The organism is Pseudonocardia autotrophica, assembly GCF_003945385.1.
Classification (GTDB): Bacteria; Actinomycetota; Actinomycetes; order Mycobacteriales; family Pseudonocardiaceae; genus Pseudonocardia; species Pseudonocardia autotrophica.
The window spans coordinates 436,416-457,833 of the sequence record NZ_AP018920.1; the positions used below are offsets into that span (position 1 = coordinate 436,416).

Below are 21,418 nucleotides of genomic sequence, written 5' to 3' on the forward strand. Positions count from 1 at the left end.
CAACGAAGAGATCACAACCGAGCGCCGCCCGCCTCGTTGGACGAGTGGCGAGGGCGCCCGGATGGGACCATGGCGTCCGTCACGACGGGAGAGGTGTGCGATGGCGGCAACCGTGGGAACCACCCTGCGACAGGGGCTCGGCATCATCGCGACGATCGTGCGCGTGGTCGGGCTGGTGATCGTCGGGATCCTGGTCGCCCACATCGTCCTGACGCTGCTCGACGCGAATCCTGCGAACTTCCTCACGGAGTTCGTCGCGGGCTGGGCCGGGCAGTTCAACCTCGGCCTGGGTGATCTGTTCACGCCCGACCAGCCGAAGCTGGCGGTGACGCTGAACTACGGCGTCGCGGCCGTGTTGTGGCTGGTGCTGACGACCGTGGTCGTGCGGCTGCTGCGCCGGGTCTGATCCGGCACGACGACAGCCGGCGGCAGGTCGCCGCCCGGCTCGATCCGCCATACCCCGCACCGGCAGCGTCGGTAGCGCACGGTCCCCTCCGACGTGCGGTGCCGGGACACCGTCTCCCACTCGTGTTCCAGAGGTGTGCTCACCCGCTCGACCCTGCTGTAATGGACTAGTGCACATCAACCCTTACGGCCGTGATCCGGTGCTGCTCGCCGCGGACCTGGTGAACGCCCCGCCGTCGACGGCCGCCGAGCTGGCCGACCGGTGCGTCGCCGCGGGCGTCGCCCGCGACTGGACGCCGGTACCGGCCGATCTCGACACCGTCCGGTCGTTCCTGGCGCGCTGGGTCGAGGTGGTCGACGCGCAGCGGGCCGGGGAGCGGGCGAGGCTGCTGAACGCACTGCTCGCCGAGGGGACGGGCCCGCCCCGGCTGACCGACCACGACGGGCACTGGCACCTGCACCACCGCGATGACGGCCTGGGCCTGGCCGCGGTACTGCACGTCCTGATCGCGATCGGCACCGCGACGCACCTCGCGACCCGGGGGATGGACCGGCTGGCCCGGTGCGCCGCACACGGCTGCGAGCGGGTCTTCGCCGATGTCTCGCGCAACGGCAGGCAGCGCTACTGCAGCGCCCGTTGCGGCAACACCGACGCGGTCCGGCGGCACCGGCTCCGGCAGGCCGGGCGGGCCGCCTGAGGGCTCACCGCGCGACCTCATCCTCCGTGTCCGCGCGCGCTGCGGGATACCGGACGGGCGGCGCGGTGACACGCCCGTGTGTCCTGAGTCATCGCGGCCCGGTCTGAGCCTGAAATCGGATGCCTTTCGCCGGTAGTGTGCCGTTCCGACCAGCGCCGCGGGCGTTCCACCCACGCTCGCCCGCGGCCGAAGAGAGCACCCGACGGCTTCGAGAAGCGGAGCCAGGACAGGAGGTCGGCGTGGCCCTCGTCGTGCAGAAGTACGGCGGATCGTCGGTCGAGAGCGCGGAGCGCATCAAGAAGGTCGCCGAGCGGATCGTCCGTACCCGCAAGGAGGGACACGACGTCGTCGTCGTCGTGTCCGCCATGGGGGACACCACCGACGAACTGACCGACCTCGCCGAGCAGATCTCCCCGAAGCCCCCCGCCCGTGAGATGGACATGCTCCTCACCGCGGGCGAGCGGATCTCGAACGCGCTGGTGGCGATGGCCATCCACTCACTCGGGGCCGAGGCACGGTCGTTCACCGGCTCCCAGGCGGGGATGCTGACCACCTCGCGGCACGGTGACGCGCGGATCACCGACGTGAACCCGTACCGGCTCCGGGAGGCCCTCGACGAGGGCTACATCGTGCTCGTCGCCGGTTTCCAGGGGATGAGCGCCGACTCCAAGGACATCACCACGCTGGGCCGCGGCGGGTCGGACACGACCGCCGTCGCGCTGGCCGCGGCGCTGAACGCCGACGTCTGTGAGATCTACTCCGACGTCGACGGCGTCTACTCGGCCGATCCGCGGATCGTCCCCCGGGCCAGCCTGCTCGAGACCGTCACCTACGAGGAGATGCTCGAGCTCGCCGCCTCCGGCGCGAAGGTGCTGCACCTGCGCGCCGTCGAGTACGCCCGCCGCTACGGCGTGCCGTTGCGGGTGCGCAGTTCCTACAACGACAAGCCGGGCACGCTGGTCTCCGGCTCGATCGAGGAGATCCCGTTGGAGAATCCGATCATCACCGGCGTCGCGCACGACCGGTCCGAAGGCAAGATCACCGTCACCGGTGTGCCGGACACCCCCGGCATGGCGGCGAAGATCTTCCGCACGGTCGCCGACGCGGAGATCAACATCGACATGGTCCTCCAGAACATCTCCAACGTGGCGGACAAGAAGACCGACATCACGTTCTCGCTGCCCCGCACCGACGGTGACACCGCCGTCGCGGCGCTGGAGCGCGCGAAGAGCGAGATCGGCTTCGCCGAGCTGATCTACGACAACGACATCGGCAAGGTGTCGCTGGTCGGTGCAGGCATGCGCAATCACCCGGGCGTCACCGCGACGTTCTGCGAGGCGCTGTCGAACGCCGGGATCAACATCGAGACGATGAACACCTCGGAGATCCGGATCTCGGTGATCTGCCGGTCGGACCAGCTGGACGACGCGGTGCAGGCGCTGCACGAGGCCTTCGGGCTGGGTGCCGAGGACGACGCGGTGGTCGCCGCGGGAACGGGCCGGTGAACTGAGATGGCCATGGACAAGCCCGTACTGGCGCTGGTCGGCGCCACCGGCGCCGTCGGCACCACGATGATCAACATCATGGACTCCCGCGAGTCCGTTCCGTGGGGCGAGATCCGGCTGATCGCCTCGGCGCGCTCGGCGGGCAAGGTGCTGAAGGTCCGCGGTGAGGACGTCACCGTCCTCGAGCTCAAGCCCGAGGTGTTCGACGGTGTCGACATCGCGATGTTCGACGTCCCGGACGAGGTCAGTGCCGAGTGGGCGCCGGTCGCGGCGGCCCGCGGCGCGGTCGCGGTCGACAACTCCGGTGCGTTCCGGATGGACCCGGACGTCCCGCTGGTCGTGCCCGAGGTCAACGCCGACAAGGTGACCGACCGCCCGAAGGGCATCATCGCCAACCCGAACTGCACGACGCTGTCGATGATGGCGGCGATGGGTGCGCTGCACCGCGAGTTCGGCCTGGAGGCGCTCGTCGTCTCCTCGTACCAGGCCGCGTCCGGCGCGGGCCAGCCCGGCGTGGACCAGCTCTACGCCGAGATCGAGGCACTGGCCGGAAAGCAGGTCGGGAGCGTCTCCGGTGACGTCGCCGGGGTGCTGAAGGAGGCCGGTGTCCCGGTCGGTGCGGACTCCCCGTTCCCGGCTCCGCTGGCGCTGAACGTCGTGCCGTGGGCCGGCTCGCTGAAGGACGACGGCTGGTCGTCCGAGGAGCTGAAGGTCCGCAACGAGTCCCGCAAGATCCTCGGCATCCCGGAGCTGAAGGTCTCCGCGACCTGCGTCCGCGTCCCGGTCGTCACCACGCACGCGCTGGCGATCCACGCGACCTTCTCCGGCGAGGTCTCGGTCGAGGCGGCCCGCAAGGTGCTGTCCGCGCAGCCGACGATCGTCGTGAAGGACGATCCCGCCGCCGGCGAGTGGCCGACCCCGGCCGACGCCGTGGGCGGGGACCCGACCGTGGTCGGGCGGATCCGGCAGTCGCTGGACTTCCCGAACACCCTGGAGCTGTTCGTCTGCGGTGACAACCTGCGCAAGGGCGCCGCGCTGAACACCTACGAGGTCGCGGAGACGGTCGCCGCCGCGGGCTGACCCCCGCCCCCGTCCCGCCCCGCCGCGCCGCGCCGCGCCGCATGGTGCCGCGCAGCGTCACGCCGCGTGACGCCGTGCCGCGCAGCGTCAGGCCGCGCCGCACGGTGCCGCGTCGCGCCTGTCCCACCGCGCGGCGCAGCACCGGATCACGACGACAACGGCCGCCGTCCCGCCTCCCGGGGCGGCGGCCGTTTCCGTCTCCGTCTCCGGGAGGCTGCAGTCCCCGGCCGAGGTGCCCCTTGTTCAGAAATCGCTCACCGGGTGAGCGATTTCCGCCCGGAGAGGGCCCCGTGAGGGCTCGGGCCGCGGATCGGCCGTCGTCGGGTCGGAGCGGCGGGGAGGGGTGTGTGGCCCGGAGTTTTCGCTCACCGGGTGAGCGGATTTCGGCTGAGGAGGGGTCCCGTGAGGGGGCGGGTCGGCCGGGCGCCGTCGGGTCGGAGCGGCAGGCAGGGTGTGTGGCCCACGGGTTCGCTCACCAGGTGAGCGATTTCCGCCGACAGACGGATCCCCCGGTACCCGGGTGGGCCGGGCGCTGAGGGCGGGCGCTGAGGCCGGGCGCTGAAAGCCGAGCGCCGAGGGCTGGGCGCCGAGGGGCGGGCGGCCCCCGCTCAGGACGCCGGCAGCCGCAGCGTCGCGACGATCGCGCGGTGGTCGGAGCCCGGCACGAGACGCGTCTCGAAGGACTCCGCGGTGATCGGTGCGGTCGCGAGGACATGGTCGATCTGCGGGCCCAGCCACTGCGGGGCCCAGGTCGGCCAGGTTCCGGCGAGCCCGTTGCCGGTCTGCGCCGCCGCGTCACCGCATCCGGCGATCGTGTCCCGGAAGACCGAGTGGTCGAGGGTGGCGTTGAAGTCGCCTGCGATGATCGCGGGCGCTCCGCTGGAGCACCATTTCTGCACCTCGGAGAGGTCGGAGCGCCAGGTCGAGACCGAGCGCGGGACCGGCGCCACCGAGTGGAACGCCACGAAGCGCAGCTCGCCGAGCCCGCCGCCGGTGATCTCGACGTACGGGAACCGGGTGTCCTCGCCGATCCGGGTCCGCACGTCACCGAGGCGTTCGGCCCAGACGACGGTGTTGCCGGTGACGTCGCGCTCCCACGGGCCGACGCTGGCGGCGGTCCGGTAACCCATCGGTTCCAGCAGCGGTGCGAGCTCGGACTCGTAGTTCGCGCCCGACTCGGGGATCGAGACGACGTCGGGATCCTCGGCGTCGATCAGTGCGGCGAGCGAGTCGGCATCGGCACGGCCCTCGTACACGTTGGCCGCGAGCACCTTCAGCGTCGGCCCGCCCGCGGACGGAGCCGTCGTGGCCGGGACGGTGCGCGGCACCACGAGCGCTACCCCGACCGCCGCGACCACCGCGAGCGCCACCGGCACCGGCCAGAACCGGCGCGCGAACACGGAGATCACCGCGCCCACCGCCACGAGCACCACCAGCGCGGCCACCATCAGCGGCCGGAACGCGATGACCTGTGCGAACGGCGACCGGGTGTCCAGGCCGACCAGGTCGGGCAGCACCGCGAGGGCCGCCCCGGAGGCGAGCAGCAGCGCGAACGCCCAGCTGAATGCGCCGGCCCGGCGGCGGGGTCGCTCACGGCGGATCGGCTGGGTCTCGGCGTCGGGACGGGGCGGCGCGCTCACGAGAGTCAAGTCTGCCCGAGCCTGCGGTGCCGCCGCCGGGATCGGGGACGTGATGCGCCGATCGCCTGTGGAACCTCTCAGGCACCGGCTTGCGCGACCCCCGGCCGTCCGTCGGGAGCCGCTCGTCCCTCGCGCATCAGCACCGCCGCGATGCCGGCGAGCACGGTCGCGACCGACCCGCACACGACGATCGCGACCGCGGGGGAGGCCACGTCGACCAGGAAACCCGCGAGCGGGCCCGCGATGGCGATCCCGATCGTCGTCGCCGAGCCCTGCAGGCCGGTGACCAGACCGCGGACCCGGTCCGGGGCGAGCCCGCCGATCGCGTCGCTTCCCGCGGCCAGGGTCGGCGCGGTCACCAGTCCGGCGGGGATGAGCAGGAACAGCAGGCTCCACCACGACCAGGCCAGCGCCGCCGGCAGCGTCGCCACCCCCAGCACGGCCAGCAGCAGCGGCAGCGGCAGCGTGCGCCGGGCGGCGCCGTAGACGAAACCGCCGACCAGCGACGCCAGGCACCACACGGCGTTGACGATCGCGATCGCCCACACCTGGTCCGCCTCGGTCAGCGCCGCGATGAAGGCGAACTCGGTTCCCATGATGGCGAGCACGGCCGCGGTCACGGTGAGCAGCGCGCCGAGCAGCGGCCGGGTCAGCCAGCTCCGCACCGGTGGCCGTCGTTCTGCGCCGGGGGAGCGGCCGTCCGACCGGACCGGAGGGTCGCGCCACCACAGCGCCAGCCCGGCGAGCACGAACCCGGCGCCGATCACCCGCATCGTGACCGCGCTGCCCAGCCAGAGCGTCAGCAGGGACCCGATCGCCGGGCCCGTCATGTAGGAGATCTCGACCGACATCGAGTCCAGCGCGAACGCCGGCCGGCGGTGCCCGGCCGGGACGATCGCCGCGATCACCTGGCGCACCAGCGAGAACACCGGCAGCGTCAGCACCCCGGCGACGAACGCGGTGAGCAGCAGCCCGGCGTAGCCGAGCAGCGGGGCGACCGACCAGAACGCCACTCCGGCCGTCATCGTCAGCAGCAGCACCGGGCGCAGCCCGTAGCGGTCGATCACCGAGCCGAGCAGCGGGCCGCCGATCGCCATCCCGGTCGGCACCGCCGCCGCCACCAGCCCGGCGGCGGCGAAGCCGTGGCCGAGGGTCATCACCGTGTGCAGGGTCAGCGTGACGCCGACGGCGGTCGCCGGGATCCGCGCGGCCATGCCGATCGCGGTGACCGCGCCGACCCCCGGGCGGCGCAGGACGTCGGCGAAGGCGCCGATCCCGGCGCGGGGTGCAGCGGTGGGGTGGAGGGCGTCGGGCACCCGTCCATCCTGCGGCGTGCCGTCCAGCGGTTTCCGGGCGGCACCGCGGTACTGGTTTGGGCCGGTGGGGCGCGGGAAACCCGGCGGAGACGCACCACCCCACCACGAGGAGGCACGGCAGTGACCAGCTCGCAGCCCAAGCCGACCACCACCGACTCCGGGAGCCCGGTCGCCAGTGACGAGCACTCGCTGACCGTCGGCCCGGACGGACCGCTTCTGCTCAACGACCACTACCTGATCGAGCAGATGGCGAACTTCAACCGGGAGCGGATCCCGGAGCGCCAGCCGCACGCCAAGGGTGGTGGCGCGTTCCTGAGGTTCGAGACCACCGAGGACGTCAGCGCCTACACCCGGGCGGGCTTCCTGCAGCCCGGGGCCGAGACCCGCGGGGTCATCCGTTTCTCGACCGTGGCAGGCGAGCGGGGCAGCCCCGACACCTGGCGTGATCCGCGCGGGTTCTCGCTGAAGCTGTGGACCGACGATGGCGTCTGGGACATGGTCGGCAACAACACGCCGGTGTTCTTCGTCCGCGACCCGATGAAGTTCCAGCACTTCATCCGCAGCCAGAAGCGCCGGGTCGCGAACAACCTGCGCGACCACGACATGCAGTGGGACTTCTGGACGCTCTCCCCGGAGTCGGCGCACCAGGTCACCTGGCTGATGGGCGACCGGGGGATCCCGAGGTCCTGGCGGCACATGAACGGCTACTCCAGCCACACCTACAGCTGGATCAACGCCGCGGGAGAGCTGTTCTGGGTCAAGTACCACTTCAAGACCGACCAGGGCGTCGAGTGCCTCACGCAGGACGAGGCCGATCACCTGGCCGGCGCCGACGCGGACTACCACCAGCGCGACCTCTACGACCAGATCGAGGCCGGGAACCACCCGTCCTGGACGCTGCACGTGCAGGTCATGCCGTTCGCCGACGCGAAGACCTACCGGTTCAACCCGTTCGACCTGACCAAGGTGTGGCCGCACGAGGACTACCCGCTGATCAAGGTCGGGACGCTGACCCTGGACCGGAACGTCGAGGACTACCACGCGGAGATGGAGCAGGCCGCGTTCGAGCCGAACAACCTGGTGCCGGGGACCGGCCTGTCCCCGGACCGGATGCTGCTGGCCCGTGGCTTCTCCTACGCCGACGCGCACCGTGCCCGGCTCGGGGTGAACTACAAGCAGATCCCGGTCAACGCGCCGCGCTCCGAGGTCAACAACTACGCCAAGGACGGCGCGATGCGGATCACGAACTCCCGTGACCCGATCTACGCACCGAACTCCTACGGCGGGCCGGAGGCCGACCCGAAGCGGGTCGCGGAGGCGCTCTGGCACGCCGACGGCGACATGATCCGGACCGCGAACGTCCTGCACGAGCAGGACGACGACTGGGGCCAGGCCGGGACCATGGTCCGCGAGGTGTTCGACGACGCCGCCCGCGAGCGGTTCGTGAACAACGTGGCGGGGCACCTGTCCGATGGCGTCTCCGAGCCGATCCTGCAGCGCGCGTTCGAGTACTGGCGCAACGTCGACAAGGACATCGGCGACCGGATCGAGCAGGCGGTTCGGGCCTCCTAGGCTCGGGCCGTGGAGATCTGGCACAACCCGCGCTGCTCGAAGAGCCGCGCCACCCTCGCCCTGCTCCAGGAGCACGGCGTCGAGCCGACCGTGCGCCGCTACCTGGACGACCCGCCGACCCGGGCCGAACTGGAGCGGGCGCTGGTCGAGCTGGGCACCGAGGACCCGCTGGCGCTCACCCGCACCGGTGAGCCCGCGTTCCGCGAGCAGGGCCTCAAGGGCGCCGACCGGGAGACCCTGCTCGACGCGCTGGCGGCGCAGCCGAAGCTGATCGAGCGTCCGCTGGTGCGCTCCGGTGACCGGGCCGTGCTCGGCCGGCCACCGGAGAACGTGCTGGCCCTGCTCGACGCCCGGCAATGATCCGTGTCCTGGGAGTGCTCGTGCCCGATCCGGGTACCGGCACTCCCAGGACGGGGATCACCCCAGCGCGCGCCGGACGAAGTCGACCTCGGTCGCGATCAGGTCGAGCTGGTCGGAGACGACCAGCGAGCCGTGCCCGGCGTCGAACCGGCTGACCTCGTACCGGACCGGCTCCCCGTGGTCGGCCCGGGCGGCCAGCGCGTCGAGGTAGTTGTCGATCTGCCGGATCGGGCAGCGCGGGTCGTTCTCCCCGGCGAGCACCAGCACCGGCACCCGTACCGCGTCGACGTAGGTCAGCGGGGACGTCTCCCGGTAGAGATCGGGCAGCTCGTCCGGGGAGCCGCCGAACAGCGCCCGGTCGAACGCGCGCAGCTGTTCCATCTCGTCGGCGTAGGCGGCGACGTAGTCCGCCACCGGCACCCCGGCGACGGCCGCCGCCCACCGCTGCGGCTGGGTGCCCGCGGCCAGCAGCGCCAGGTATCCGCCCCAGGACCAGCCGTCGACGGCGCACCGGGCCGGATCGACGGTGCCGTCGGCGACCAGCGTGTCCTGCACCGCGGCGACGTCGGCGAGCTCGGTCAGGCCCGGCCTGCCCTCGATCGCGTCCCGCCAGGCGGATCCGTAGCCGGTGGAGCCGCGGTAGTTGACCTCGACGACGGTGAAGCCGGCCTCCACCCAGGTCGCCCGGCTCGCGTCGAACCGGTCCTCGTCGGCGGCGTGCGGGCCGCCGTGCAGCACGAACACCGCGGGCGCCGGCGCAGCTGCGGTACCGCCCGCAGTCGCGGCAGTTGCCGCAGTCGCTGTAGCCGCGGTGGTCGCCGTCGTGTCCGTGGCTGACGCTGTGTCCGTGGCTGACGCATCGCCCGTGGCTGACGCAGCGCCCGTGGCGACCGTGACCAGCGCGTGCACCGGCCCGCCCGGCCCGTCGGCCCACACGTCGCGAACCGGCAGCGAGCCCGGCGGACGCTCGCCCGGCGGGGCGAGGAGCACGTCGTCGGTGCCGTCCGGGTGCAGTGCCCGGATCTGCGACGGGACCGCCGCCGACGACGAGGAGTACTCGACGGTGCCGTCCTGCCGGATGTCGGCGGAACCGACGCAGCCCGGCGCGGTGGGCAGCTCGGTCAGCTCGCCACCGGCCAGGTCGTAGCGGAACAGGCGGGTGCGGGCCGCGTGCGTGTGCGCGACCAGCAGCGCCGAGGCGTCCGGGTAGAAGCCGCCGACGAGCTCACCCGGCAGGTCGAGCAGGATCTCGGTGACCTCGCCGGTCGCCGGGTTCCAGATCAGCAGCTCGTCGCGGCCGCGGCGCTCGTGCCCGACGAGCAGCCGCTGGTCCCCGGCGACCGGGGAGAACTCCAGCGCGTCCAGGCCGCGGCCCGGGCCGTCGTGCAGCTCGGCGACGGTCTCCCCGGTGTCGAGATCGAGCACCCGCAGCGACGGGTGCCGGGAGTCGCCGTGCTCGGAGTGCGAGATCGCCAGTAGCGTCTCGTCCTCGGACAGGGAACCGACCGCGGCGTCCTCGGAGTGCTGGTAGACGACGCGGGCCTCGTCGGCCGAGCCGCGCTCGTGCACGAGCAGCGTGGTGCCGTCGTCGGTGGAGACGCCGATCGCAGTCCGGCGCCGGCCGATCTGCAGCCCGGCCGGGTAGCCGTCGCCGGCCCCCGGCACGGCGGGCTCGGTCGGTGCTCCCGGCCCGGCCGCCCACGGCTGCGCGACCCAGTGGCCGAACTCGTCGCCGTCGGTGTCGGCGAACCACCACACCTGCGATCCGTCCGGGGGCAGCACGGCCGAGGTGGTGCCGTTGCGCCGGTCGGTCACCTGCCGGTGCTCGCCGGTGGTGCGGTCCCAGGCGTGGATCTCGAACGTGCCGGTCGCGTTGGACACGTAGACGGTGCGGTCCGGTGCGTCCTCCGCCCATGACGGCCGGGACATCCGGACGGCCGTGAACCGGGAACGCCAGCGCTGCTCGCGCTCGTCGTCGAAGAGCTTCGCGGGGACCGGAGCGACGGGGTGGGAGGTCACCACGCGATCGTGCCGAATGCCACGATCGGGTGTGCCGGGCGGGGGTGGTAACGCCTCTTGCGGCAGCATGGAGGCATGCGGAAGGCGGCCGGTATGTTGCTCGCCGGAATGCTGGTGACGGCCACGGCCTGCGGAGTCCCGGCGGCGGGTGCCGGGCCGGCGGGGCCGACCATCGTCGCGACCGCCGGCGCCGACGGGATGACGCCCGTCCGGTTCGAGCACCGCTCGGGCGAACCGGTCGAGGCGGTACCGACCGTGATCGTCCCGCGCGGCACGACCCTGGTCCTCACCGTCGGCAGCGACGTCGCCCGCCGGGTGCTGATCCCCGAGCAGGGCCGGGCGGTCGACGTCACCGCGGGCGGGACCGTCACGGTCCGGTTCATCGCGCTGGGGACGCTGTCGGTGCGGGTCACCGAGCCCGGCGCCGACGACGGCGGGACCGTCATCGGCCGGGTGCAGCCCCGGCACTGATTTCCGGCACTGATTTCCGGCACTGATTTCGGCACTGATTTCCGGTACGGAGACCGGCGCCGATCCCGGCGCCGGACGCGGGTCAGACCAGCTCGTCGGCGCGTTCGGCGATCGCGCGCAGGCCCTCCGCGATGTCCACCCCGGTCGGGGCGGTGTCCGGGTCGAGCAGCCACTGCACCATCACGCCGGTGAGCAGCGCCTGATACACCGCGCCGAGCACGTGCACCCGGCGGTCGGCGGCGGCCGCGTCCTCCTCGGACACCGTGTGGAAGGTCAGCGCCAGGCCCTCGCGCACCTCACGCTGCGCCTCGGCCAGCTTCGCCCGCAACTCCGGCAGCCGCTCCGCCTGGGCGAGCGCCTCGACGTGGGTGGACCACAGCCGCCGCTGGGTGCTGAACAGCCCGACGACCCTGCTCCAGGTGTTCTCGACCCGCTGCTCGGGATGGCTCGGCTCGGTCCCCGGCTCGGCCAGCGCCCGGTCCAGCTCCTCGCCCCAGGCGGCGGTGGCGCGCAGCAGCGCCTCGACGAGCAGTGCGTCCTTGGACCCGAAGTGGTAGCCGATCGAGGCGAGGTTCGTGCCCGAGGCCGCGACGACGTCACGCGCGGTCGTGCGTCCGAAGCCCTTCTCGTAGAGGCACTGCGCGGCCCCGTCCAGCAGCTCCTCGCGGTGTCCCATGATCGGCAACGTATCGGGTCCGGATGAACGTCCGTACACCGGCCGTTCATCCGACGGTGGACCGGCGGAGCGGCTACCGGTTCCCGCGCCGCGGCCGGCCGATCCCGGTCAGCCACAGGGTCAGCAGGACCGCCCCGGGCGGCGCCGAGACCCAGAGGAACCACGGGTACTCGACGCCTGCGGTGAGCGCGACGATCCCCCAGCCCGACACCGCCACCGCGGTCAGGCACAGCCAGATGACGGCCAGCACCTTCATCGCGACGCCGCCGGCCGAGTCGGCGAAGACCAGTCCGTCGTTGCGCCGCCGCTGCGGCGGGGGCAGATCGCGGGTGACCCGGCCCAGCTCGCCGCGGGTCCGCATCCGCCAGACCTCGGCGATCCGCTCGTCGAACTCGGAGAGGTCGATGAAGCCGTCGTCGTGCGCGGTGCGCAGCCGTTCGGCGACGGCGTGCCGCTCGGCGTCGGAGATCCGGACCTGCTCGGGATGCACCGGCTCGTTCACCGCATCCATGATGCCCGTCGGTGCCGGGTTCCTGCCAGGAGCGCCCGGGATTCAGGGGATCAGCACGAACTTCCCGACGGCGGTGCGCTCGGCATACGCGCGGGTCGCGGTGGTGACCTCGTCCAGCGGGAGCGGTGTGGGCTCCGGCGGGTGCAGCTCGCCGCGGGCGATCCGGCGCAGCACGTCGGCGGCCAGGTCCCGGGCGGCCGCCGGATCGGAGCGCGACCAGTCACCCCAGTCGACACCGACGACCGTCCGGTTGCGCAGCAGCACCACGTTGGCCGGCAGCCGCGGGATCTCCCCGGAGGTGAAGCCGAGCACGCAGAACCGCCCGCCGGGCCCCAGCGCGCGCAGCGCGGCCTCGGCCGCCGGGCCGCCGACCGGGTCGACCACGACGTCCGCGCCGCCCCCGGTGTGCTCCCGGATCGCGGTCTTCAGGTCGTCGTACCCGATCGCGGCCTGCGCGCCGGCGGCGAGCGCGGCGTCCCGCTTGCCCTGCGCGGAGGCGACGGCGAGCACCCGGGCCCCGGCGGCCCTGGCGCAGTCGATCGCGGCGAGCCCGATCGCTCCGGACGCCCCGAGCACCACGACCCACTCGTCGGGCCGGACGGCCACCCGGTGCTCCAGGGCGAACGCCATCGTGCCGTAGTTCTCCGCCGCCGAGGCGGCGATCCGCGGGTGCACGCCGTCCGGGACCGGCACCAGCAGGTCGGTGTCGGCGACCAGGTGCGAGGTGAGCCCGCCGAACGAGGGCAGCAGTACGAGGACGCGTTCGCCGCCGGCGCGTCCGGCCACCGCGTTGCCCGGGGTGAAGGGCAGCGGCGGCCGCAGCTGGTAGCCGCCGCGGGCGATCAGGCCGTCGACGAAGCTGACCGCCGCCGCCTCGACCTCGACGAGCACCTGACCCGGGCCGGGCCGCGGATCGGGCTCCTGCACGACGGTCAGCCGTTCCGGATCGGCGAACTCCTGGCAGAGCACCCGTCGCACAGCGCCTCCTCGTATCGTGGTCGCCGGTCAGCCTGCCATCCGGCGCCCGGTGGGCACCCCGGGCCCGGACGTGATCCACTCCCGTGATCGCGCCCGATCGGGTCCGGCCGGGGGGCGTGCGGAGCGGCTCCGAAGGAGGATCATCACGACCGTGTCCCCCGATCGCCGCGCGAACGGTCCCGGTGCGCAGGAGCGGCCGGTCGACGGCCGGAGCACCCGCTGGCAGGCCCATCGCGCCCGCAGGCGCGAACAGGTGGTGGACGCGGCGCTGCTGGTGCTGGGGCGGGAGGGCCGGGATCTCGGTCTGGACCAGGTCGCGCACGAGGCCGGGGTGACCAAGCCGGTGATCTACCGGCACTTCGGGGACCGGGCGGCGCTGCTCGACGCGATGGCCGAGCGGGCGACGAACCTGCTGATGGAGCGGTTGATGCCGGTCCTCTACGACGAGGGGGCGATCCGGCCGCGGATCCGTGCCTCGGTCGGTGCGTTCATCGGGTTCCTCGACGAGTCGCCGAACGTCGATCTGCTCTTCCGGCGCCGGCTGCCCGGCCAGGGCGGCGACGTCGTCGACGCCGGGCGCGAGTTCGTCGCCGCCGCGCTGACCGATCTGCTGTCCGGCTATCTCGGCTCGCTGGGGTTCGACGTGCCGGAGCTGGTCCAGGTGTGGGGCCAGTCGCTGGTGGGCGCGGTCCAGGCGACCGCCGAGTGGTGGCTGGCGCACCGGACGATGCAGCGCGACGTCGTGACCGAGCACCTCACCGCCCTGATCTGGGCGCAGATCGACGGCATCGCGCGTCAGCACGGCATGGTGCTGGATCCGGACGCACCCCTCCCGAAGGTCAGTGGTCCGAAATAGTCGTTACTCCGCGTATAGAGTAATCTCCCGCCCGGTCGGCACGGTGCGCAACTATCGCAAGCCGGTTGATTACTGCGTGTACATGCGAACGGGCCTTCCAGGAGTCCCGGACGCATCGCGTGCGGAGGGGGATCCATGATCGAGGCGACGAGCGACGGGGAGGCGGAGCGTCCGAAACCGGACGGTCCGGACGATCTCGCGCCGGGCGGGCCGCGGGCGAAGGCCCGCGGCTGTCTGTGTTCGGTGCTGGCCAATGCGGCGTACCGCTCGGGCACGGTCGAGGACCCGTGCATCGATCCGCGCTGCCCGATGCACGCCGCCCCCGACGGGGCCTGACCACGACCACGACGGGGCTGTCCCACCGCCCCGTCCGGCCGGCGGGGTGGGGTCACCTCGGGGGACGTGTGACCCCACCCCGCTCTCGTGCGCACTTGCAGGAGGGACCTGTGTTCGATGCCGAGCGCATCACCGCGGAGCTGCACCGGGAACTCGGTGCGGTTCGTGACGACCGTCCCGCGGTCCGGCACGCGAGCGTCGCCACCCAGCTGCGGCTGGTCGGTGAGGTGTCGACGGCGGACGGCCGGACCGTCGTCCGTGCCGAGTTCGACAGTCCCGATCTCGCCGTCCGGCTGCGCCGGGAGCTGACCGAGCTCTACGGCCGCACCGGTGGCCGCAGCGACGTGGTCACCGCCGTCGGGCGCCCCCCGCACTATCTCGTCAGGATGACGTCGAGGGGCTCCGACCTGGCCAGGGCGACCGGGCTGGTGGACCGGCTCGGTCGTCAGGTGCTCGGGCTCCCGCCTGCGGTCGTCGCCGGCGGGGCGACGGTCGCGGCCGGGATCTGGCGCGGTGCGCTGCTCGCCCGTGGGCGGATCGTCCGGTCGTCCGGCCGCGTCCGGATCCTGGTGGTCTGCCCGGGGCCGGCCGTCGCGCTCGCACTGGTCGGCGCCGCACGCGCGCTCGGCGCGCTCGCCACCGGCCAGGAGACCGCGGGCGGGCACCGGGTGCTGATCCGCGATCCCGGCAGTGCCGACGCCCTGTTGCGCGCGACCGGCGCGTCCGGCGTCGCGGACCTGCTGCTCCGCTACGCCCGGATTCCGGACGAGGCGCCGGCCGCCGCGCCGAACCCGATGCTGGAGACGGTGAACGCGCGCCGCAGTGCCGAGGCGGCCGACCGGACCGCGGCCCGGGTGCGCTGGGCCCTGGACGTGCTCGGGCCGGACGTGCCGCCGCTGCTGCGCGACGCCGGGCTGCTCCGGATCCAGCACTCCACGCTGTCGCTGTCCCGGCTGGGGACGCTCGCGGATCCGCCGCTGTCCAAGGACACCGTCGCCGGCCGGTTGCGGCGGCTCGTGCGGTGCGCCGAGGAGCGGATGCCGGACCACGCCGAGCAGGCCTGAGCCGGGCCCGACCGGCGCCACGATCCACCCGGAAATCTCCCCCGGGGTATGGTCGGGGTGATCGAAAATTGCGAATGCGAATGCGCTGAAGTGGGAGGAATTGCCGTATGCCTCAGGCCGATCCGGTCAGCAGGAATCCAGATAAGGGCTATGTGGCGCTCCTCGGCTGGAGTCTGAACGCGGTCGAGGCGCTGGCCCGGTTCGACCGGCGATACGTCGTCGTGGCCCCGGACTGGGCCGAGGAGTACTGCCAGGAGCACGACATCCCGTACGTGCCCTGGAACTTCGAGCGGCTCAACGACCGCTCGATGGAGATCGCCGAGACCTTGCAGGAAATGCAGGTCGACGTCGCGATCCCATTGTTCGAGGAGACCGTGGAATGGGCCGGCGCCATCAATTCGGTGCTGCTCGACAATCCGCGCCTGTTCGGTCAGGCGATGCTGCTCCGGGACAAGGCGCTGATGAAGCGCCGGGCCCAGCTCGGCGGCATCCGGGTGGGGATCTTCGAGGAGGCCCACGACCGGGACGACGTGATCCGCTTCCTCAAGCGGGTCAACCAGACGCTGCTCAAGCTCGACGGTGACCCGAACGACCCCATCCACCTCAAGGCGTTCGACAAGGCCGGCTGCCTCGGGCACCGGGTGATCCGTACCCCGGACGAGGTCGACACCATCCCGGACGAGGAGTTCCCGGTCCTGATGGAGTCGCACCTCGACGGCTGGGAGTTCGCGGTCGAGGCGTGGGTGCACAAGGGCAAGATCAAGTTCCTGAACATCTCGGAGTACGTGACGCTCGGCTACTCGGTGTTCGTCCCCGCGACCCCCGAGCTGGAGCGGTACCGGCCGGCGATCACCGCCCAGATCGAGAAGCTGATCAAGACCTTCGACATCGAGTTCGGGTTCGTGCACCCGGAGTACTTCGTCACCTCCGACGGTGAGATGTACTTCGGCGAGGTCGCGTACCGGCCGCCCGGCTTCAAGGTTTTCGAGCTGCTCGAGCGGGCATACGGGTTCAACGCGTACCAGGCCCTCGTGCTGGCCTTCGACCCGAAGACCACCGAGGAGGAGATCGACGCCTTCTTCCCGAAGGAGGTCGAGGACGCCTCGGGTGTCGCCGGCTGCTTCGGCGTCTACCCGCGCCGGCGGGTCGTCAGCGAACTGCAGATCCCGGAGGAGACGGAGGACGACGACTACTACGAGTCGCACGACCTGTCGTCCCCGCTGGAGGAGACCGTCACCAAGCGGACCGCCTTCGGCACGCACTGGGGTCTGCTGTACTTCTTCGGCGAGGACCCGTACCGCATGCGTGATCTGTTGAAGAAGCAGGAAGAACTCGACTTCTACGTCTGAGGCCGCCCCCGGCCGCTGCACGTGGGAACCCGAACGAGGGAAGCCTTTGAAACCGATCGTCGACGTCCCGGGTGAGGCCACGGTGCTGGACAAGCGCCTGGCCTCGCTCGACGACGCCACCCGGGCCATGGCCCAGACCCCCGACTTCGGGAAGCCGACGAAGCTCCGGCGGGTTCTCGAGCAGCTGCGGCGCGTACTGCTGCAGCCGGGCGGTGCCGCCGGGGTCCAGGCCAGGGCGCAGGCCCTGGAGGACGCCGGGCTGTTCCTCGGCACCGACTGGGCCTCGCCGGAGATCCTGGTCCCGTCGTTCGTCGGGCCCGGACTGCACTCCGGTGACGCCGACACCGTGGTCATGGAGGCGACGAGCGAGCTGCGGATGCTCGCGGTCGCCCGCGGCGGCTACGCGCACCCCACGATCTCCGCCGAGGACGCCCACGAGTTCCTGTCCCAGGTGCTCGCGATGAACCTGGAGCTGCTGTTCACCCCGCCGAGCGAGGCGGAGCGGACCAGGCAGGGCCGGACGGCGCAGCTGATCCGCGACCTGTTCCGGCACGTCGCCGAGGAGATCGGCTACGACAGCGTCCTCGACAAGCTGGTCGACGAGATCTGGCGGATCCTGCGCCAGCGGCCGATCCAGGTCGACCAGGTGAAGTCGCTGCTCACCCGGATCGCGATCTACCGCGGCGACCCGGACGTCGATCTCGGCACGTCCTCGGGCAACGGCATCGACCGGCTCGTCACCAGCCTGTTCGGGACGACCGAGGCGTGCCGGGAGGATCCGGGCCTGGAGGTCTTCCGGTCCCGGCTGGAGGCGATGGACACCGGCGGCCTGCAGTACGAGGCGTCCGGGTTCGCCAGGGCGATGCACGACACCGGCCTGGTATCGACGTACCACGCGGAGCTGCTGCAGTTCCTGCGGCACGAGAGCGACTACCTGATCGCCGAGGCGCTCGGGCTGTCCGACACCGGCAAGAACTGCCTGCTCCGCTTCCGGGATCTGGTGCACCGGCTGATCGAGGTGGCGGTCACCCCGCAGACGGCACAGTGCATCTACGGGCTCGCGCTGCTGCTCGACCGCGGGATCCTCTACGAGCCGCCGGTCGTGCCCGCGCTGTGGCGCCAGATCGCACTGGAGCTGGCGCCGGTCGCGCGCGAGCGGCTCACCGAGGCGTTCGGAACCGAGCCCGCCCCGGAGGCCAGGCTGCTCGCCGGCGTGCTGTCCATGCTCGGGCAGCCGCTGGGGATCGGGCAGGGCGACAACCCGACCTGCCAGTCGGCGCGGGCGCTGTCGATGTGGGCCTACAACGATCCCGACTACCTGCTGCAGATGGTCGTCTGGGCGGCCCGCGACGACGAGATCATCATGCACTTCGAGGGGCAGCCGATCTCCTCGCAGGAGAGCATCAGCGGGGTCGCGACGGCGATGCCGATCGACCTCGATCCGGTGTCGCTGCTGGTCGTGCCGCACCTGGACCGGATCTACGGCGAGATGGGGCGGCGCTGCATCGGCCGGCCGGGGGACCCGCACCGCTGGGTGAACCCCGAGTTCCACGGCTGGTGGGCGGCGCGCGGCTTCCACATCAACGTCGACGTCGAGACGGGGAACCTGGTCGATCTCGACGACTTCCTGCGGGTGTTCCACGCCAGCTACCACCCGTCGTACAACGGGGGGCAGCCGCTGATCCACCCGCAGCCGGCCGGCATCGCCGTCACCGACAGCGCCGCCCGCTACGTGGGCTGGCACGCGATCACCATCCTGCGGGCCGCCCCCGATCCGCAGGACGTGATGCGGGTGTACTTCTACAACCCGAACAACGACAGCGGGCAGGACTGGGGCGACGGCGTCGTCGTCGGGACGGCGGGCAACGGCGAGCGCTTCGGCGAGGCGTCGCTGCCGTTCGACCAGTTCGCGTCGCGGCTCTACATCTTCCACGTCGACCCGCTGGAGCGCGGGAAGCCGGAGAAGGTCCCGGCCGCCGACATCGAGCGGATCACCGGCTACATCGAGCGGAGCTGGGGCGCCGACCGGCTGCCTGCCGGGGGGCTGCAGGCTACCGAGGGCTGACCGGCGGATCGAGCGCCTCGGCCACCATCCGGTGCCCCTGGCGCTCGAACCGCTCGTCGCCGACCCGGTACGCCCACGCCGCGGTCCCGATGGCCTCGCGCAGCTGCTCCCGCCGCCAGGCGGGCGCGCTGCGCGGGTCGTCGCCGTAGCCGTCGAGGAACGCCCGCTCCAGGTCCGGCCGGACGCGGAACTGCTGCACGGCGAGCCGGCACAGGTCGGTGTGCGCCGGGCGCAGCGCGGCCCGCCCGAAGTCGATCACGGTGATCGTGCCGTCGTGCACCAGCCAGTTGCGCGGCTGCCAGTCGCCGTGGGTCGGGACGAGAGTGGCCGGCTCGTCCGGCCAGGTCGCGATCTCGGCGCGCAGCCGTTCCTCGGTCTCCGGGGCGATGCGGTGCGGGAGATCCAGGTGCCGGAGCGCGCGCTCCCGCATGCCGGCCTCGTAGCCGTCGTCGACGGTCCCGGGCTGCCCGTGCAGCCGGGCCAGCAGCGCCCCCGCCTGCCGGTACGTGTCGGGCTCCCACTCGCCGGGGTGCCCCTGGACCAGCTCGCCGGGCAACCAGCGGGTGGCGAGCAGCCGCGCGTCGTCGTCGGCGTGCAGGAGCTCGGCGGCGGACCCGTGCAGCGGCCCGGTCCACTCGTGATGGGCGCGCAGCTCCCGCGCGATGTGCGTGTCGGTGTCGTCGCCTGCCTTCACCGCGATGTCGCGCCCGGCGTGCCGCAGCTGCAGCACGGTGGTGCCGATCAGGCCCCAGCTGTGGTCGCGGACGAGCCGGGCGCCCGGGAACCAGGTGTCGAGCAGCGCCTGCTGCCGGGAGGTGAGCCGGGGTGGCGTGGGCATCGGGGGAGGGTATCCGCGCGAGCTGTGCCGGTTCGGTGCCGGCACGTTCCGGCCCGCGGTGCCCCGGCCCGTCCTGTGCTGGGCCGCTCTGCAGGTTGCCGCTCCGCCGGGCCGGAGAGCGCTGCTACGGTCACCGGGTGAGCAGCCCCGAGGCGAGCAGGCGGTAGCCACCGGTTCACCCGGTGGCGCAGCCGCGGCATGCCCGTTTCCGGGCACTGATCGATCGCCGCGGACGGCGGTGCGGGCGTGACCGGTTCCGGTCCTGTTCCCCAGGGCCTGCCGGGTGCGGCGGGCCCGCGCCGTACGGAGCGTTCTGGTGCCCCTCCTGTTGTACGTCCTTGCCTGTGCCGTGTTCGTCCAGGCGATGTCGGAGTTCATGCTGGCCGGTCTGGTCTCCCAGATCTCGGCCGATCTCGCCGTCTCGATCCCGGCCGCCGGCGGTCTGACCTCGGCGTTCGCCGCCGGGATGGTGATCGGCGCACCGGTGATGGCGGTGGCCGTCCGCCGGCTGCCGTCGCGCAGCTCGCTGCTCGTGTTCCTCACGGTGTTCGTCGCCGTCCACGTCGTGGGGGCGCTGACCTCGGTGTTCGCGGTCCTCGCCGTGACCCGGGTGCTGGCGGCCTTCGCGAACGCGGGATTCCTCGCGGTCGCGCTCACCGTCGCGGTGCGGATCGCACCGGCCGGCCGGGCCGCACGGGCGACGACGACCCTGCTGGCCGGGACGACCCTCGCCCTGGTGGCCGGCGTTCCCGCCGGCGCCGTGCTGGGCCAGGCATTCGGGTGGCGGGCGACGTTCTGGGTGGTCGCGGCGCTCGGCGTGCTGGGCCTGCTCGGGCTGCTGCTCGGCATGCCTACCGACGGGGCCGGGAACCGGTCGTCCGGCGTGCCGTTCCGGCGGGAGCTGTCGGTGCTGGGCCGGTCGGCCGTCGTCCGGACGTTGCTGGCGGCCGCCCTGGTGAACGGCGGGACGTTCGCCGTGTACGTCTATCTGGACCCGCTGCTGACCGGGCCGGGGAAGCTGCCGGTGGCGATAGTGCCGGTGGGTCTCGCGGTGTTCGGGATCGGCTCGTTCGCGGGCGTCGCGCTGGCCGGCCGGTACGCCGACACCCGGGCCCGGCTGCTGCTCGGAGCCGGTGCCGGCGTGCTGGGCGTGGGCTGGGTGGGGCTCGGTGTGCTGCTCGGGGCGGGATGGCCGGTGCTCGCACTCGTCGGGTTGCAGGCGGCCCTCGGCTTCGCGGTCGGGGCGACCGCGATCGCGCGTTCGCTCGTGCTCGTCGCGGAGGCCGGGACGCTCGGTGGCGCGGCCACGACGGCGGCACTCAACGTCGGTGCGACGGTGGGGCCGCTGTTCGGTGGCTGGGCCCTGGCGGGATCGGGCACCGGGCCGGTGTGGGTGGCGGCGGCGCTGGTCGCCGTCGCGTTGCTGCCGATCCTGCTCCCGGGTGGTGTGGCGGCCCGGTCTGGAACGAGCGACCGCGCGCCCCTCCATGGTGCGCCCGTCGACAGAGCACCTGTCGACCGTGCGCGCGCTGACCGTTCGCCCGCGGATGGTGTGCCAGCGGACCGTGCACGCGCTGATGGTGCGCCCGCCGACGGTGCGCCCGGCATTCGTGGGCCGGCGACGGACTGCGTACCGCGTGCCGAGGCGTCCGGATCGGACGATCCGGGCCTGCGATGAT

20 protein-coding genes are annotated in these 21,418 nt (G+C 72.6%); 13 read left to right on the forward strand and 7 right to left on the reverse strand.

Annotated elements, in window-relative coordinates; translation table 11 throughout:
- The first annotated feature begins 100 nt into the window (after positions 1-100).
- The 4 genes from Pdca_RS02150 to Pdca_RS02170 all read left to right on the forward strand — a co-directional run bounded on the left by Pdca_RS02150 (position 101) and on the right by Pdca_RS02170 (position 3,688).
- Positions 101-406 (forward strand): hypothetical protein, encoded by a 306-nt coding sequence (locus Pdca_RS02150; RefSeq protein ID WP_232021380.1) that lies wholly within the window; start codon positions 101-103, stop codon positions 404-406.
- 169 nt (positions 407-575) lie between these two features.
- Entirely contained in the window at positions 576-1,103 is a 528-nt protein-coding gene (locus Pdca_RS02160; protein ID WP_166665889.1) for a CGNR zinc finger domain-containing protein, read from the forward strand.
- A 239-nt stretch (positions 1,104-1,342) separates the two neighbouring features.
- Entirely contained in the window at positions 1,343-2,608 is a 1,266-nt protein-coding gene (locus Pdca_RS02165) for an aspartate kinase (protein WP_085913650.1), read from the forward strand.
- 6 nt (positions 2,609-2,614) lie between these two features.
- On the forward strand, positions 2,615-3,688 hold the full coding sequence (locus tag Pdca_RS02170) for an aspartate-semialdehyde dehydrogenase (protein WP_085913649.1): 1,074 nt from the start codon (positions 2,615-2,617) through the stop codon (positions 3,686-3,688).
- 608 nt (positions 3,689-4,296) lie between these two features.
- On the opposite strand, the gene Pdca_RS02175 is transcribed toward Pdca_RS02170, so the two are convergent.
- Positions 4,297-5,328 carry an endonuclease/exonuclease/phosphatase family protein gene (locus tag Pdca_RS02175; RefSeq protein ID WP_085913648.1) on the reverse strand — a complete coding sequence of 344 codons (1,032 nt, stop codon included), beginning with the start codon at positions 5,326-5,328 and terminating at the stop codon, positions 4,297-4,299.
- 77 nt (positions 5,329-5,405) lie between these two features.
- Positions 5,406-6,644 carry an MFS transporter gene (locus Pdca_RS02180; RefSeq protein WP_085913647.1) on the reverse strand — a complete coding sequence of 413 codons (1,239 nt, stop codon included), beginning with the start codon at positions 6,642-6,644 and terminating at the stop codon, positions 5,406-5,408.
- A gap of 120 nt (positions 6,645-6,764) precedes the next feature.
- On the opposite strand from Pdca_RS02180, the gene Pdca_RS02185 reads away from it, so the two are divergent.
- Both Pdca_RS02185 and arsC read left to right on the forward strand, forming a co-directional pair.
- The gene (locus tag Pdca_RS02185) at positions 6,765-8,216 is read left to right on the forward strand and encodes a catalase (RefSeq protein WP_085913646.1); all 1,452 of its coding nucleotides are present in this window, start codon (positions 6,765-6,767) and stop codon (positions 8,214-8,216) included.
- 9 nt (positions 8,217-8,225) lie between these two features.
- On the forward strand, positions 8,226-8,576 hold the full coding sequence (arsC, locus tag Pdca_RS02190) for an arsenate reductase (glutaredoxin) (RefSeq protein WP_085913645.1): 351 nt from the start codon (positions 8,226-8,228) through the stop codon (positions 8,574-8,576).
- Between the two features lie 57 nt (positions 8,577-8,633).
- On the opposite strand, the gene Pdca_RS02195 is transcribed toward arsC, so the two are convergent.
- Positions 8,634-10,595: a prolyl oligopeptidase family serine peptidase gene (locus Pdca_RS02195; RefSeq protein WP_232021381.1), complete on the reverse strand. Its 1,962-nt coding sequence runs from the start codon at positions 10,593-10,595 to the stop codon at positions 8,634-8,636.
- Positions 10,596-10,670: 75 nt separating this feature from the next.
- On the opposite strand from Pdca_RS02195, the gene Pdca_RS02200 reads away from it, so the two are divergent.
- Positions 10,671-11,066, forward strand: a complete 396-nt coding sequence (locus tag Pdca_RS02200; protein WP_085913643.1) for a hypothetical protein — start codon at positions 10,671-10,673, stop codon at positions 11,064-11,066.
- An 82-nt stretch (positions 11,067-11,148) separates the two neighbouring features.
- Here the strand turns inward: Pdca_RS02200 and Pdca_RS02205 are convergent, their stop codons facing one another.
- From Pdca_RS02205 to Pdca_RS02215, 3 genes are all read right to left on the reverse strand, one after another.
- Entirely contained in the window at positions 11,149-11,742 is a 594-nt protein-coding gene (locus Pdca_RS02205) for a TetR/AcrR family transcriptional regulator (protein WP_085913642.1), read from the reverse strand.
- Positions 11,743-11,815: 73 nt separating this feature from the next.
- Positions 11,816-12,244, reverse strand: a complete 429-nt coding sequence (locus tag Pdca_RS02210) for a DUF1707 SHOCT-like domain-containing protein (protein ID WP_158092201.1) — start codon at positions 12,242-12,244, stop codon at positions 11,816-11,818.
- A 51-nt stretch (positions 12,245-12,295) separates the two neighbouring features.
- Complete coding sequence (locus tag Pdca_RS02215; protein WP_166665890.1) at positions 12,296-13,231, reverse strand: NADPH:quinone oxidoreductase family protein; 936 nt, start codon at positions 13,229-13,231, stop codon at positions 12,296-12,298.
- A 151-nt stretch (positions 13,232-13,382) separates the two neighbouring features.
- Here Pdca_RS02215 and Pdca_RS02220 point away from each other — a divergent pair, with 151 nt between their 5' ends.
- From Pdca_RS02220 to Pdca_RS02235, 5 genes are all read left to right on the forward strand, one after another.
- Complete coding sequence (locus Pdca_RS02220) at positions 13,383-14,087, forward strand: TetR/AcrR family transcriptional regulator (protein WP_125911208.1); 705 nt, start codon at positions 13,383-13,385, stop codon at positions 14,085-14,087.
- Between the two features lie 135 nt (positions 14,088-14,222).
- Positions 14,223-14,423, forward strand: coding sequence for a hypothetical protein (locus Pdca_RS35255; protein WP_158092200.1), 201 nt, complete (start codon positions 14,223-14,225; stop codon positions 14,421-14,423).
- A gap of 110 nt (positions 14,424-14,533) precedes the next feature.
- Positions 14,534-15,487: a DNA-binding protein WhiA gene (gene whiA, locus Pdca_RS02225; RefSeq protein ID WP_158092199.1), complete on the forward strand. Its 954-nt coding sequence runs from the start codon at positions 14,534-14,536 to the stop codon at positions 15,485-15,487.
- A gap of 107 nt (positions 15,488-15,594) precedes the next feature.
- Positions 15,595-16,836 carry an ATP-grasp domain-containing protein gene (locus tag Pdca_RS02230; RefSeq protein WP_085913637.1) on the forward strand — a complete coding sequence of 414 codons (1,242 nt, stop codon included), beginning with the start codon at positions 15,595-15,597 and terminating at the stop codon, positions 16,834-16,836.
- Positions 16,837-16,882: 46 nt separating this feature from the next.
- Positions 16,883-18,901 carry a hypothetical protein gene (locus tag Pdca_RS02235; RefSeq protein WP_085913636.1) on the forward strand — a complete coding sequence of 673 codons (2,019 nt, stop codon included), beginning with the start codon at positions 16,883-16,885 and terminating at the stop codon, positions 18,899-18,901.
- Here Pdca_RS02235 and Pdca_RS02240 read toward each other — a convergent pair.
- Positions 18,888-19,739: a phosphotransferase gene (locus tag Pdca_RS02240; RefSeq protein WP_085913635.1), complete on the reverse strand. Its 852-nt coding sequence runs from the start codon at positions 19,737-19,739 to the stop codon at positions 18,888-18,890. The two genes, Pdca_RS02235 and Pdca_RS02240, sit on opposite strands and share 14 nt — an antisense overlap.
- A 316-nt stretch (positions 19,740-20,055) precedes the next feature.
- On the opposite strand from Pdca_RS02240, the gene Pdca_RS02245 reads away from it, so the two are divergent.
- Positions 20,056-21,417 carry an MFS transporter gene (locus Pdca_RS02245; RefSeq protein ID WP_085913634.1) on the forward strand — a complete coding sequence of 454 codons (1,362 nt, stop codon included), beginning with the start codon at positions 20,056-20,058 and terminating at the stop codon, positions 21,415-21,417.
- Position 21,418: the final 1 nt, after the last annotated feature.

Coding starts and splice junctions, on each gene's coding strand:
- Pdca_RS02150 (WP_232021380.1), top strand. CDS start 101: ATGGCGGCAACCGTGGGAACCACCCTGCGACAGGGGCTCGGCATCATC.
- Pdca_RS35255 (WP_158092200.1), top strand. CDS start 14,223: ATGATCGAGGCGACGAGCGACGGGGAGGCGGAGCGTCCGAAACCGGAC.
- Pdca_RS02205 (WP_085913642.1), bottom strand. CDS start 11,742: ATGGGACACCGCGAGGAGCTGCTGGACGGGGCCGCGCAGTGCCTCTAC.
- Pdca_RS02200 (WP_085913643.1), top strand. CDS start 10,671: ATGCGGAAGGCGGCCGGTATGTTGCTCGCCGGAATGCTGGTGACGGCC.
- Pdca_RS02170 (WP_085913649.1), top strand. CDS start 2,615: ATGGCCATGGACAAGCCCGTACTGGCGCTGGTCGGCGCCACCGGCGCC.
- Pdca_RS02230 (WP_085913637.1), top strand. CDS start 15,595: ATGCCTCAGGCCGATCCGGTCAGCAGGAATCCAGATAAGGGCTATGTG.
- Pdca_RS02240 (WP_085913635.1), bottom strand. CDS start 19,739: ATGCCCACGCCACCCCGGCTCACCTCCCGGCAGCAGGCGCTGCTCGAC.